This is a genomic window from Photobacterium satsumensis, assembly GCF_050336935.1.
In the GTDB taxonomy this organism is placed as follows: domain Bacteria; phylum Pseudomonadota; class Gammaproteobacteria; order Enterobacterales; family Vibrionaceae; genus Photobacterium; species Photobacterium satsumensis.
Genome location: NZ_JAKJSK010000008.1, coordinates 216,135 through 230,102, shown reverse-complemented (window position 1 = coordinate 230,102; position 13,968 = coordinate 216,135). Strand labels below are relative to the sequence as shown.

General features: G+C 49.9%; 13 protein-coding genes. 10 read left to right on the top strand and 3 right to left on the bottom strand.

Going from position 1 to position 13,968, the window contains the following annotated elements; all coding sequences use genetic code 11:
* Positions 1-133: 133 nt before the first annotated feature.
* Together L4D79_RS17245 and L4D79_RS17240 are read left to right on the top strand one after the other, a co-directional pair.
* A complete protein-coding gene (locus L4D79_RS17245; protein ID WP_428652804.1) occupies positions 134-820 on the top strand; it encodes a DUF3313 domain-containing protein in 687 nt (228 codons plus the stop codon).
* 28 nt (positions 821-848) lie between these two features.
* A complete protein-coding gene (locus L4D79_RS17240) occupies positions 849-1,301 on the top strand; it encodes a low molecular weight protein-tyrosine-phosphatase (RefSeq protein ID WP_428652803.1) in 453 nt (150 codons plus the stop codon).
* Positions 1,302-1,404: 103 nt separating this feature from the next.
* Here the strand turns inward: L4D79_RS17240 and L4D79_RS17235 are convergent, their stop codons facing one another.
* Together L4D79_RS17235 and rne are read right to left on the bottom strand one after the other, a co-directional pair.
* Positions 1,405-2,961: a SulP family inorganic anion transporter gene (locus L4D79_RS17235; protein ID WP_428652802.1), complete on the bottom strand. Its 1,557-nt coding sequence runs from the start codon at positions 2,959-2,961 to the stop codon at positions 1,405-1,407.
* Between the two features lie 278 nt (positions 2,962-3,239).
* Complete coding sequence (rne, locus tag L4D79_RS17230; RefSeq protein WP_428653069.1) at positions 3,240-6,671, bottom strand: ribonuclease E; 3,432 nt, start codon at positions 6,669-6,671, stop codon at positions 3,240-3,242.
* 447 nt (positions 6,672-7,118) lie between these two features.
* On the opposite strand from rne, the gene rluC reads away from it, so the two are divergent.
* On the top strand, positions 7,119-8,069 hold the full coding sequence (gene rluC / locus L4D79_RS17225) for a 23S rRNA pseudouridine(955/2504/2580) synthase RluC (RefSeq protein ID WP_428652801.1): 951 nt from the start codon (positions 7,119-7,121) through the stop codon (positions 8,067-8,069).
* A gap of 71 nt (positions 8,070-8,140) precedes the next feature.
* Here the strand turns inward: rluC and L4D79_RS17220 are convergent, their stop codons facing one another.
* A complete protein-coding gene (locus L4D79_RS17220) occupies positions 8,141-8,722 on the bottom strand; it encodes a Maf family protein (RefSeq protein WP_107349557.1) in 582 nt (193 codons plus the stop codon).
* Between the two features lie 302 nt (positions 8,723-9,024).
* Between L4D79_RS17220 and yceD the strand changes: the two genes are divergently transcribed.
* From yceD to acpP, 7 genes are all read left to right on the top strand, one after another.
* Positions 9,025-9,540, top strand: a complete 516-nt coding sequence (gene yceD, locus L4D79_RS17215) for a 23S rRNA accumulation protein YceD (protein WP_428652800.1) — start codon at positions 9,025-9,027, stop codon at positions 9,538-9,540.
* Between the two features lie 19 nt (positions 9,541-9,559).
* Positions 9,560-9,730, top strand: coding sequence for a 50S ribosomal protein L32 (gene rpmF, locus L4D79_RS17210; RefSeq protein ID WP_006231206.1), 171 nt, complete (start codon positions 9,560-9,562; stop codon positions 9,728-9,730).
* A 9-nt stretch (positions 9,731-9,739) separates the two neighbouring features.
* Positions 9,740-10,765 (top strand): phosphate acyltransferase PlsX, encoded by a 1,026-nt coding sequence (gene plsX, locus L4D79_RS17205; RefSeq protein ID WP_428652799.1) that lies wholly within the window; start codon positions 9,740-9,742, stop codon positions 10,763-10,765.
* Positions 10,766-10,770: 5 nt separating this feature from the next.
* Entirely contained in the window at positions 10,771-11,727 is a 957-nt protein-coding gene (locus tag L4D79_RS17200) for a beta-ketoacyl-ACP synthase III (RefSeq protein WP_428652798.1), read from the top strand.
* A 96-nt stretch (positions 11,728-11,823) separates the two neighbouring features.
* Positions 11,824-12,747 (top strand): ACP S-malonyltransferase, encoded by a 924-nt coding sequence (fabD, locus tag L4D79_RS17195; RefSeq protein ID WP_428652797.1) that lies wholly within the window; start codon positions 11,824-11,826, stop codon positions 12,745-12,747.
* A gap of 25 nt (positions 12,748-12,772) precedes the next feature.
* The gene (gene fabG, locus L4D79_RS17190) at positions 12,773-13,507 is read left to right on the top strand and encodes a 3-oxoacyl-ACP reductase FabG (RefSeq protein ID WP_428652796.1); all 735 of its coding nucleotides are present in this window, start codon (positions 12,773-12,775) and stop codon (positions 13,505-13,507) included.
* A gap of 157 nt (positions 13,508-13,664) precedes the next feature.
* Entirely contained in the window at positions 13,665-13,901 is a 237-nt protein-coding gene (gene acpP / locus L4D79_RS17185; RefSeq protein ID WP_016961388.1) for an acyl carrier protein, read from the top strand.
* Positions 13,902-13,968 lie beyond the last annotated feature (67 nt).

The following is a 13,968-nucleotide window of genomic DNA, read 5'->3' as shown; positions in this document are numbered from 1 at the left end:
GATATTCCAGTTGAAGGTATTCCGTTGTCGATTGGCGGTAAAAAATGCGATTAATTGTTATGCAAAACTGGAATAGAACTACTATTGCGCATATCATACTGTTTATTGGTTTTGAGGGGAAAGGAAAAACGGTTTGCGTTGGTTAGTAATATTGTGTTGCCTGATCACGGCGGGATGTTCAAGTCGTTTGCCGACTGAGGAAGAAAGGGCAGTCTCGAAAGCGGCAAGTAGCCGTACTATGGAAGAGGTGAACTATATCGAAGATGCCAATGGCTTGCAGTGGGTATCGCCACAATTAGCGCTGTCTGATTATCAGCAGATAATGGTTGAGCCGGTGGGTTTGCATCAACGAACGCAAGCGGTACACCAGATCCCACCGGCAGTACTTGGACGGGTATCGGAAAGGCTACAGCAACGATTAGAAGAAGAGTTGGCTATCGGTGTACCTGTGGTTGAGGTACCTGGACCGAAGACCGCGACGTTGAAAGTTGAAATCAGCCGTGCCAGCACCGATATGGAAGACTTGAAAATAACGGAAGTCTTACCCTATGGTGCGTTGATTGGGGGGGCCAAGGCATTGCTAGGTACCCGAGACCGCAATGTTCGGTTGCTGGTGGAGTCTCAGCTGGTTGATAGCCAGAGCGATGATATTTTGGCTGAGCGGGTGAGTGTGTTGTTAGCAAAAGATGTCCTGGAAAACGACAGCGAAATGTTACGCTTCGAGCAAATTCAGGAAACAGTTGACCGGTTTACCCAAGATATTGTCTATTTTATCCGGTTGACCGCTTATACTGCCAAGGAGAATCAAGATAGCTTTTAGTGATACACGCCGTAATTAAGGAGTAACAATGGCACAGCGGATTTTAGTGGTATGCATGGGTAATATCTGCCGTTCACCAACGGCAGAGGCGGTTCTGCGTGCCAAGGTGGCCGAACGTGGGCTGGATATTGAGGTCGATTCTGCTGGCACGATTGGTTTTCATCAAGGCGAACAGCCTGATCACCGCGCCCGGGCTGCCGGCGAGGCACGCGGGTATAGTTTTGATAGGATCCTTGCCAGGCAGGTTACCGAAGGGGATTTCGAAGCCTTTGATCTGATCCTGGCGGCAGATAACGACAATTTACGCGATTTGAAACGTGCTTGCCCGACTCATTTGCATCGTAAACTGGCACTGTTTCTTGAGTATGGTCGTCCAGATGTTGAGGAGATCCCAGATCCTTATTATGGCGGTAAACGTGGTTTTGACTATGTACTCGATTTGGTCGAGGAAGCCTCTGAAGGATTGCTTGATAGGCTATAAATGCCGTTATTTTTCCTACAAAAAACGCCCGCAGCTATTTATATAGAATAACTGCGGGCGTTTTTGTTCTAATGCTCATTGAGCGTGTGGTTAATGCAGCAGATTAACCTAGGGTATCGGTCGCGACTTTGTAGGTCGGGTCTTCCATCATGTTAACTTCAACCAGATTACCGGCTTTCTTAAGCAGAGAGCGGCACTCAGGGCTCAAGTGGCGGATGTGTAGGGTCTTGCCTTGGGTCGCGTAACGTTCAGCGATGGTATCAATGGCTTCGATCGCAGAGTGGTCAGCGACTCGTGACTTGGCAAAATCAATGATCACATCCGCTGGATCGTTCTTGGCATCAAACAGTTCCAGGAAGTTTGCCACCGAGCCGAAGAATAGCGGGCCGTCAAGCGCGTAGACTTTTGAGCCGTTGTCATCGAGGTAACTGGAGGCATAGATATGCTTGGCATGTTTCCAGGCAAAGACTAGCGCAGAGTAAATCACGCCGACGATAACCGCCAGGGCAAGGTCGAATGCAACCGTGACACCGGTAACCAGAATGATGGCAAAGAAATCGTGTTTTGGTACTTTGCGCGCCATTTTGAAGCTTGCCCACTCGAACGTGCCGATCACGACCATGAACATCACACCAACCAGTGCTGCTAGCGGAATGACTTCAATCAGTGACGAGCCGAACAGGATGAACAGCAGCAGGCCGACAGCACCGGTGATGCCTGATAGGCGCCCACGGCCACCGGAATTGATGTTAATCATTGATTGGCCGATCATCGCACAGCCACCCATAGCGCCGAATACCGAACAGGTGACGTTTGCCACACCTTGGCCCACACATTCGCGGTTACCTTGACCACGGGTACCCGTCATTTCATCAATAACAGTCAGCGTCAGTAGCGATTCAATCAGGCCAACCGCTGCCAGGATCAAAGAGTATGGCAGGATGATACGCAGGGTCTCCATGTTGAAACCCACTTCAGGAATCGCGAACGTTGGTAGCGAGCCTGCTAGCGTCGCATTGACATCACCGCTCATGGTGCGAACGAAATCAATTACCGTACGGGTATCGAGGCCAAGACCGTGCACCAGTACTGTTACCGTGATAATCGCTACTAGCGAAGATGGTACCGCTTTGGTCAGCTTCGGCAGGAAGTGGATAATGAACATGGTTAGAGCAACAAGGCCCAGCATGATGTAGAGCTGAGCACCTTGCATCCACTGTAGGGCACCTGATGCATCTGGCACCTTGAACTGGCCTAGTTGCGCCAGGAAGATAACGATAGCCAAGCCGTTAACAAAACCAATCATTACCGGGTGCGGTACCATGCGAATAAACTTACCGAGCTTGAATACACCGGCAAGGATCTGCAAGACACCGGCAAGCATGACAGCGGCAAATAGGTATTGTATGCCGTGTTCGGCAACTAAGCTGACCATAACAACAGCCATTGCGCCGGTAGCACCAGAAATCATTCCCGGACGCCCTCCAAGCACGGCAGTGACCAAACCGACGATGAAGGCTGCGTACAAGCCAACCATTGGGTCAACACCTGCTACGAAGGCAAAGGCAACCGCTTCAGGTATTAGGGCAAGGGCAACAGTTAGCCCCGAAAGAACGTCATTCTTGACGGATTGTCTCGAAAATTGTGGGAATTCAAACATGCTTATAGGTTTGTTCTGACTATGGTGGTTGATTGGAGCCGCTAGGCGACTAAGGCGCTACAAAGTCGCGGATCCTACAGAAATCTGTGATTCAGTTCAACTTTCAAGCTGGATTATTCATCGCGCTTGTTACTTAGTGTAAGAAAGTTTGATGTCAGTGATGTTATTAGTGAAAAACAGAAGCAGTTGCAAAGGAATGCGGCCTCAAGGGCTGAATGGAAGGCAAAAAAAAGCCATGCAATTATGCATGGCTTTTTTGTCAGATTGCAAGCGTTAACTTACTCAGCGGTTGGCATCGTTGATTTTGCCCCTGCTGTCGCGTGGCTGGTTGCCGTTTGGCTACCGGCTTGGCGAGCAGCAAAGCGTGCGTCGCGAAGTGGTGCAATAGCAACCACAGTCGGCTCAGCGGCTTCTAGAGGAGCTGGCGCTTTAGCCATCGCAGCTGTTGCATGCAGTCCTTTCGGAGACGTTGCACAAACCTGAGCTGTAGCTTCAACGTTAGAAACAACCGTTTCCGCGCGAGTTGCAACAGTTTCTGGCGCTTTGGTTTCAGTCTCTTCCACTGGTGCTTCAGGCTTAGTAACCTCAACAGCGGGTGCTGCTTCAGTCGCTTCAACTTCAGCTGGTTGTTGAGTCTGCATACCCAGCATTGCGGCTTGAGCAGCAGCAATCGCCGCGGCTACGTCTGATTCTGCAGATTGTGGCTCAGCAGGTTCAGCAGCAACAGATGCTTCAGCTTTAGGCTCTTCAGTAACAGGCGTTTCAACAACTGTCTCTTCAACTTCAGCAACTGTTTCAACAACTGGCGCTTCAACAACAGGCGCTTGCTCAGTTGTTTCCTCTGCAACATCAGCGCGTAGCGGGAAGGCTTTGCCCATTGCTAGCTCTGGCATTGCAACACCACCCAATACTGGAGTCGTTTCAGCGGTTGTTTGCTCAGCAACAACAGCTGGTGCTTCCGTTTCAGTTTCTTCAACAACGTCTGCTGATGGCGCGTCAAGTGAGGCAACGGCTGGCTTGCTTGCAGAAGGCCATACTTTACCCATTGCCATTTCAGGCGATGCGACACCGCTTTTCAGGCGGACAACGGCTTTAGGCTTCTCGACGATAGAAACAACATTTTCGATATCGTTAAGTGTATCTGTTGCTTCTACAACGGCGTGACCAACAGCCTCTGTCACCATCTGTTCCATTTCTTCACCCTTTTCTGGGCGAGTATCACGGATACGACGACGGCGCTGGCCGCTTGCACGAAGATGGCGCGGAGAGCGACGGTTGCGGCGTTGGCCTTCTTGCTCACCGTTTTTCTCTTCAACATTATCCGTAACAGCTTTTGCTTCCTGAGCCATCGCAGTGCCAAGTTCTTGTAGTTCAGACTTGGCAACAGGTGCTTCTGCTACAGCTGGCTGGGTAGTTTCAACCGCTTTCACTTCTGCATTATCAGTAATACGTACTGTTTTACGCATTTCACGACGCTGGCGACGTTGTTTCACCTTGGCCGTTTTTTCCTGCTCCTGACGCTGCTCTTCAACAACCGGCTTGTCTGCTTTAGCTTTTGGCTCCTGATCGCGCTCGCGACGAGGTTTTTGAGCTTGGGCATCATCACGGTCACGACGCTGACGTTTCTGATCTTTGTCTTTACGTTGCTGCTGGGTTGGCTTCTCATCGCTTTGCTCTGGCTTGTCTTTCGCTTTTTCATTGCGACGACGAGCTTGGCGCTGTTCACGCTGTTCAGCTACCTGCTGCTGCTTCTTGTTGCTGTCAGTCTCTTGGCGATCCTGACGCTCAGGGCGCTCCTGACGACCACGGCGATTATCTTTGCCACCACGACGGTTGTCTTGCTGGCGATCTCCACGGCGGCCTTCCTGACGTTCACCGCGACGGTTGTCTTGGCTACGACGGTTGTCCTTGCGGTCACGACGGTTACGCTTGTTGGCTTCCTTCTTCTCTTTTGGTTGCTCTTCCTGCTCAGGACCTGAGAAGAAGTTCGCAATCGCAGAGAAGATACGGCTGAAGAAACCTGGCTTTTCTTCGACAGCTTGAGCCGGTGCAGCCGCTTTCTTGGCTGGCTGAGGCTTAGCTTTCGGAGTAGTAGGCGTTTGCGTAGGCGCACTGAAGCCCTGTAGAACAGGCTCTTCACGTTTCTTCGTTACACGCTCTTGTGGTGCAGAAGACTCAGCTGCTTCAGCTTCACGCAGTGCTTCCAGAGCGCTTGGCAGATTGTAAGACAGTGAATCGTGCTCATCACCAGAACGGACACGGACCACTTCGAAATGAGGTGTTTCCATGCTGGCGTTTGGCACGATGATTGCGCGTACATTGTGTGATTTCTCAATGTACTGTACAGAACGGCGCTTCTCGTTAAGCAGGTAAGAGGCAATCGCCACTGGCACTATTGCCAGCACCTGCGAGGTATTGTCTTTCAGTGCTTCTTCTTCAATAAGACGAAGGATTGAAAGTGATAGCGATTCGCTGTCACGAATGACACCGGTACCGGTACAGCGAGGACACACATGGTGGCTGGCTTCAGCTAGCGATGGGCTTAGGCGCTGTCGCGACATTTCCAATAGACCAAAGCGAGATATACGACCGATTTGAACGCGGGCACGGTCCATACGAACGGCTTCACGTAGTCGGTTTTCTACTTCACGCTGGTGACGTACTGGCGTCATATCGATGAAATCGATAACCACTAGGCCGCCAAGGTCACGTAGACGAAGCTGGCGTGCGATCTCGTCAGCGGCTTCAAGGTTGGTCTGTAGCGCTGTTTCTTCGATATCACCACCCTTGGTTGCACGGGCAGAGTTGATATCAATCGACGTCAGTGCTTCAGTCGGGTCGATAACAATAGAGCCACCAGAAGGCAGACGAACTTCGCGCTGGAACGCTGATTCAATCTGGTTTTCGATCTGGTAGTGGTTGAACAGCGGTGTTTCGCTGTTTTCGTATAGTTTTACCCGTGACAGGAAGTCTGGACGAACCTGTTGGATATGATCGCGGGCACGGTCAAAGATTTTTTTGCTGTCGATAACGATTTCACCGATGTCACGGCGAAGGTAGTCACGGATAGCTCGGGCGATAACGTTACTTTCCTGGTGGATAAGGAAAGGCGCAGCCGCCGAGTCAGCAGCGTCTTTTACACGCTCCCAGTGGCTAAGTAGGTAGTTAAGATCGTATTCCAGATCTTCAGCTGATTTACCAACTCCGGCAGTACGTACAATCAGGCCCATGCCCTGAGGCAATTCCAGCGTGCTAAGTGCCGCTTTTAGCTGTGTACGTTCTTCACCCTCAATACGACGGGAAATACCGCCAGCTCGTGGGTTGTTCGGCATCAGTACCAGGTAGCTACCTGCTAGAGAGATGAAGGTTGTAAGGGCGGCGCCTTTGTTGCCTCGCTCTTCTTTATCAACCTGGACAATAACTTCCTGACCTTCTTTCAGCACTTCCTTAATGTTCGGGCGGCCTTGGTAAGAGTAGTCAGAAGGGAAATAGTCACGGGCGATTTCTTTAAGAGGGAGGAAACCGTGGCGTTCAGCACCATAGTCAACGAACGCTGCTTCCAGACTTGGTTCGATGCGTGTGATGCGTCCTTTGTAGATATTTGCTTTTTTAGATTCGTGGCCAGGGCTTTCGATATCAAGATCAAACAGCTTCTGCCCATCAACTAATGCGACGCGCAACTCTTCCTTCTGAGTTGCGTTAATCAACATTCTTTTCATTATATTGTACTCGTTTTTTTTCATGTGCTAGTGCACTTAGTTACGTGTCTTTACTGGTGGTGCCGGACCCCAAGTCTGATCTTAAATGCAACCTCACGGCTGGAATTCAGGGGTGCTATATGGCAACACGTATCATCCAACTGTACCAAGATGTTTAGATCTGAAAATGCACAGCTGGTTCACCGATGGTTACGGCGGTATCTGTCACACCAGTAATTTTTTCGTTGCTAAAGGACACTAAAAAAACACTCCGAAGAATTAAACGTCTTACGCCACATGCTGCGTTTTTCATCAGAGCGGTATATATAGTCATCAATCGGGTGTTATTCTGTTCACCCTGTCGGCAAAGTAGGCAAATTTTCCTATCTGTGCACGACAATGATAGCAGGGTGACTTTTTTGCGGCAATCTGCTTTGCATGCATGTTAGAATGAAACCCATGAAAGATGATAAACCAAAAGTGCACTTCATCGAAATATCTGATGACTTTGCAGGCCAACGGATCGATAACTTTCTCCGTACACGGCTAAAAAACGTACCAAAAAGTATGATTTACCGCATTCTGCGTAAAGGCGAAGTGCGAGTGAACAAAAAACGTATAAAACCAGAATACAAATTGCAGGACGGTGATCTTGTTCGGGTTCCTCCGGTAAAGATACCGGAAAAAGAAGACCAAGCACCTATCAGCACCAAGTTGGATAAAGTGGCAGAGCTTGAAGCATGCATTATCTATGAAGATGATCATATGCTGATCCTCAATAAGCCTTCCGGTACAGCGGTACACGGGGGCAGTGGCCTAAAATTCGGTGCTATCGAAGCATTGCGGGCATTACGCCCTGATGCACGCTTTCTCGAGTTGGTGCACCGCATTGACCGTGATACGTCAGGCATTTTGCTCGTGGCGAAAAAGCGTTCTGCGCTGCGCAAGCTACAAGAGCAGTTCCGTAACAAGACGGTACAGAAGTACTACTTTGCCTTGGTGATGGGGGAGTGGAAGGCTAACTGCAAGAAAGTGACCGCTCCGCTTCTGAAGAACGAAGTGAACAGTATTGTCCGGGTCAACCCTAACGGTAAGCCGTGTGATACCCGCTTCAAGGTACTTGAACGTCTGGACCAAGCGACTTTGGTACAGGCCAGTCCGGTAACGGGTCGTACCCATCAGATTCGCGTGCACTGCCAATATACCGGTCACCCGATTGCATGGGATGACCGCTACGGTGACCCGCGCTTTGATGCCTTTACAAAGAAGGTTGGTTTGAACCGGTTGTTCCTGCACGCGGCGAACATCAAGTTTACCCACCCGCAAAGCGAAGAGTTGATGGATATCAGTGCGCCGATGGAGCACAAGTTGCAGCAGGCAGTTGAGAAGCTGAGGCGTAAACCACTGTAATAAAGCAGCGGCTTTTTATAGCGTCTATTCGGTACAGACAAACGGCAGGACTTCCTGCCGTTTTTTTGCGTTTATAATACGCTGATGCCTTGCTTGGCGAGCATTTCCCGCAGGGCAATCAATGGCAAGCCGACAAGGGTATTAGGGTCACGGCCTTCGAGACGCTCAAACAGGGCGATACCTAGTCCTTCACACATGAAACTGCCAGCGCAGTTGAGCGGCTGCTCGCGTTCAACATAATGGCGGATCTCAGTATCAGTGAGCTGGCGGAAGTGGACATGGAAGGGTTCGCAGATCACCTCGCTCTCGCCGGTTTTGGCGTTGTGTAGACACAGGCCGGTATAAAAGGTGATGGTTTTACCACTGGCTGCCTTTAGTTGGCGACAGGCATTCTCAACAGTATGGGGTTTGCCTATGATAGCGCCATCAATTACACAGACCTGATCGGAGCCGACAATGAGGTGCTCGCTGTGCTCACCGGCACATGCCATGGCTTTGGACTGGGCTAAGCGGGTGACGAGCTGCTGTGCTTGTTCGCCGGGGAGCGGTGTTTCATCGGTATCGGGTTTGGCTGTCGTAAAAGGAAGGCCGAGTTTTTGCAATAGCGATTGGCGGAAAGGGGAGGTTGAAGCCAAGAGTAAAGGTTGGCGCATGACTATTACCGGGTTAATGCTAGGTTGTGGTAGTCTACGCACCTTGCTTTGCGATGGCTACGTTATAATGGTAGGTGAAGCAGGCCTCTTGGTTGGGTTTTCGCCAGTTTTTGTGTGTTATTTGAGCTGATATTTACTGCCGTACAAGTTATTGGTGGATAGGCAGATAACAGACAAAATGGTGGAAGTGGCAGTGCTGCAGTGCTTGTATCTGACACTGAGTATACGAATTGGCTAAATGCTGTTAATTCACGCACATTTCCTTTGACTCAAACTGATTACAAGGCTAATATTCGCGCCCTATGCAAAAGGTAAAATTGCCGCTTACGGTTGACCCGGTTCGTGCTGCTCAAAAAAAACTCGACTATGATGGCATCATCAAAGCCGAATTACTTGAGCGTTTGGCCGAGTCAACGCAGAGCGTAACACGTGATGCAAACGTCACCTTGTCATTTGACTTGGACCAGCGTCGAATCGCATTTATGCGCGGTAGCGCAGATGTTGAAGTGATGCTGACCTGTCAGAGATGTCAGGAAGGATTCAAACACGAATATCGTGTTGAGTTCTGTTACAGTCCGCTCCTCAAACCAGAGGCAGCAGACGATTTACCGGAAGCTTATGAGCCGGCTGATGTCGACGAAAATGGTGAGATCAATCTGGTTCAAATCGTCGAAGACGAATTGATTCTGGAATTACCTCAAGTCGCTATGCATGAGGAAGCTGACTGCAAAGCCAGCGGAAACATGACTTTTGGTGAGATCCCCGTTGCTGATGAGCGTCCGAATCCGTTTGCAGTATTGAAAAATCTAAGTAAGTAATTTAACAGGAGTAGGGTTAATGGCCGTACAAAAGAGCAAAAAATCACGTGCAGCACGTGGCATGCGTCGTTCACACGATGCACTAACAACTGCAGCTGTGTCTGTAGATTCTGCAAGTGGTGAAACTCACCTACGTCACCACGTGACAGCTGACGGTTTCTACCGTGGCCGTAAGGTTATCAACAAGTAAGGTTGAGCCTTGAGTGGTCTAACCGTTGCACTTGATGCAATGGGTGGGGATTTCGGTCCTCAAGTAACAGTGCCTGCCTCCGTGCAGGCACTGTTGCAATTCCCAGAGCTCAAAGTCATATTATTTGGTGATCAAAGTGCGATCACTACCCAACTATCCCTCCTGAATCAAACGAATCACTCTCGTCTTCGCATTGTCCATTGCGATCACGTCATAGCAAACGATACCCGTCCTTCTCAGGCTTTGCGTCGGAGTCAGGGATCATCCATGCGTTTAGCACTGGAAGCCGTTTCCGAAGGCACTGCTGATGCCTGTGTCAGCGCCGGTAATACCGGGGCCCTGATGGCTTTGTCTCGTTATATCCTCAAGCAATTACCCGGAGTGGATCGTCCCGCACTGGTTTCTGCTATTCCGACTCACAACGAGACCAAGACTTGGCTGCTAGACTTAGGAGCTAATGTGTCGTGTGATGCTGATACTCTGTTCCAGTTCGCGGTGATGGGGGCGGTACTGGCTGAACAAGGCGATGTGACACCACCACGGGTGGCGTTGCTCAATATCGGTGAAGAGGAGATCAAAGGTAATGATCTCGTCAAACGCTGTGCTGAAATGCTGGCTGAGTCGCCGGATATCAATTACATCGGTTATATTGAGGGTGATCAGCTCTATAGCGGTAAGGCCGATGTCATTGTCTGTGATGGCTTTGTAGGCAATGTCAGCCTTAAAACCAGTGAAGGGGTAGCCAATCTGTTTATTGGTGCGATTAAACGTGCTATTTACGGTAATCCACTGAAACGACTGCTAGCGAGGTGGCTGTTTAGCGACCTATTTAACAGTTTGAAACAGTTGAACCCCGACCAGTATAACGGCGCGAGTCTGTTAGGATTGCGCGGTATTGTGGTGAAAAGCCACGGAAGTGCTGATACAACCGCCTTTACTAATGCGATTGGTGAAGCGGTACACGAGGTCAAACGGCAAATACCGACAAAAATCAGTGACCGTTTGGAAGAAGTCTTACTCGAGAGGCATTATTAGTCTTCATGTATAGCAAAATTTTAGGTACTGGCAGCTATCTGCCGGAGCAAATACGTTCTAATGCCGACTTAGAACAAATGGTTGAAACCAACGATGAGTGGATTGTCGCTCGTACCGGTATTCGAGAGCGCCGCATTGCCGCCGAAGACGAAACTGTCGCGGTAATGGGGTATCAGGCGTCATTGAATGCTATTGAGATGGCAGGCATTGAGAAAGATGACATCGACCTGATTATCGTCGCGACAACCAGTGCGAGCCACGCGTTCCCATCGGCAGCTTGTCAGGTCCAGGGTATGCTGGATATCAAAGGCTGCCCAGCTTTCGATATTGCTGCAGCGTGTTCTGGTTTCGTCTACGCGTTGAGTGTTGCCGATCAGCATATCAAAACCGGTATGGCGAAAAATGTCCTGGTGATTGGTGCTGATGCCCTATCACACCGTTGTGATCCAAGCGATCGTTCGACGATCATCTTATTTGGTGATGCTGCAGGTGCTGTTGTTATCGGAGCAAGTGAAGAGCAGGGTATCATTTCGACCCACCTTCACGCTGATGGCCACTTTGGTGGGCTATTGAGCCTAGGCGTGCCTGAGCACGGCCAAGACTTCAGTGATGACAAGTGGCTGTACATGGCCGGTAACGAAGTGTTCAAGGTAGCGGTAACCCAGCTATCTAACTTGGTTAAAGACACGCTGGCAGCCAACAACATGGATAAGTCCGAGCTGGATTGGCTGGTCCCGCACCAAGCGAACCTGCGTATTATCAAAGCGACAGCGAAGAAGCTTTCGATGTCGATGGATCAGGTTGTTGTCACCCTTGATCGCCACGGTAATACCTCGGCGGCAACCGTGCCAACGGCGCTGGACGAAGCGGTACGTGATGGCCGTATCCAGCGTGGCCAGACATTGCTGCTCGAAGCCTTTGGTGGTGGTTTCACCTGGGGTTCGGCGCTGGTGAAGTTCTAAACACACCTTCTTTATATTTAGTTTGGGTGGGGGCTCTAGCATCTCACCCGATTTAGCAAAACTGAGTTTTCAGTTACATAGAATAAGGATTCTCGAATGTCTAAGTTCGCGATTGTATTTCCGGGTCAAGGCTCTCAAACCGTAGGTATGCTGGCTGAATTGGCTGAGCAGTACGATGTGGTTAAGCAAACTTTTGCTGAGGCATCTGAAGTATTAGGTTATGACCTGTGGGCATTGGTGCAAAACGGCCCAGCTGAAGACCTGAATCAAACTCACCGCACTCAGCCTGCGCTTCTGACGTCTTCAGTGGCTATCTGGCGTGTATGGCAAGAAGTTGGCGGCGCCCAGCCTGAAGTAGTGGCAGGCCACAGCCTAGGTGAGTACTCAGCACTGGTATGTGCCGGTGTTATCGACTTCAAAGATGCGGTTAAGCTGGTTGAGCTACGTGGTCAGCTGATGCAAGCAGCCGTTCCTGCGGGTGTTGGCGCAATGTCGGCCATCATTGGTCTGGACAACGACGCGATTGCCAAGGCATGTGCAGAAGCCGCGCAAGATCAGGTATGTTCACCGGTAAACTTCAACTCACCGGGTCAAGTGGTTATTGCGGGTAACAAAGAAGCCGTTGAGCGTGCTAACGTGCTTTGTAAAGAAGCAGGAGCCAAGCGTGCAATGCCGCTGCCTGTTTCTGTGCCTTCTCACTGTGCACTGATGCAGCCTGCCGCTGATAAGCTGGCAGAAGCCCTTGAGAGCATTACTTTCTCAGCACCTGCAGTACCCGTTATCAACAACGCTGACGTGGCGACTGAGACGGATCCTGCGGCGATCAAGAGTGCGCTGGTTAAGCAGCTTCACAGTCCAGTACGCTGGACCGAGTCTGTTGAGCGTATGGCCGGTGAGGGTGTCGAGTCTCTGCTTGAGTTCGGCCCAGGTAAAGTATTGACTGGTCTAACAAAACGAATTAATCGTTCAGTGAGCAGCGCAGCGGTAAACGACATCGCTAGCCTTGACGCTGCCAAGTAACCAATTTCATCAAAGAGGATTAATAATGAGCCTGGAAGGAAAAATTGCGCTGGTAACAGGTGCGAGCCGTGGTATCGGCCGTGCAATTGCCGAGATTTTGGTTGAACGCGGTGCGAAAGTTATCGGTACTGCAACCTCTGAGAGCGGCGCAGAAGCGATCAGCGCTTATCTGGGTGACAATGGTAAAGGCCTTGCGCTGAATGTCACTTCCCCTGAATCTATTGAAGCTGTACTTAAGCAGATCAAAGAAGAATTCGGTGATGTTGACATCCTAGTTAACAACGCAGGTATTACCCGTGATAACCTTCTGATGCGTATGAAAGATGACGAGTGGCAGGACATCATGGACACCAACCTGACGTCTATCTTCCGTCTGTCTAAAGCGGTATTGCGTGCAATGATGAAAAAGCGTCATGGTCGTATTATCAGCATCGGTTCGGTTGTGGGTACTATGGGTAACGCAGGCCAGACTAACTATGCAGCGGCTAAAGCAGGCCTGATTGGCTTTACCAAATCAATGGCACGTGAAGTGGCTTCTCGTGGCATTACCGTGAATGCCGTGGCACCGGGTTTCATTGAAACGGACATGACCAAGGCACTGACAGACGATCAGCGCGCCGCGACACTGTCTGGTGTTCCGGCTGGCCGCCTTGGCGACCCGCGTGAAATTGCAGCAGCCGTGGCTTTCCTAGCCTCTGAAGATGCTGGTTATGTAACCGGCGAGACATTGCACGTCAACGGCGGCATGTACATGATTTAATCAAAAAAGTTGCATAACTTGATGATGCAAGTCAAACTCAACTAGTTTTCACTGAAAATCGTGGTTTGACCAGCATCTTGAGTATTGCAACTTTTGCAGTATTGAATAAACTACAGCAAATCGCATTAGCGAATTCTTGTTTTAAGGAAATAGATTAATGAGCAACATCGAAGAACGCGTAAAAAAAATCATCATCGAGCAACTAGGTGTAGACGAAGCTGAAGTTAAGAACGAAGCATCTTTCGTTGACGATCTAGGCGCTGACTCTCTAGATACAGTTGAACTAGTAATGGCTCTTGAAGAAGAATTCGACACTGAGATTCCAGACGAAGAAGCTGAAAAAATTACTACAGTTCAAGCTGCAATCGACTACGTTGTTGGCGCTTCTGAGTAATTAAAGAACTCCCCCCAGGCGGTCACCATGACCGCCTGACTTTTTCTTTTGAAATCTGTTTTATCCT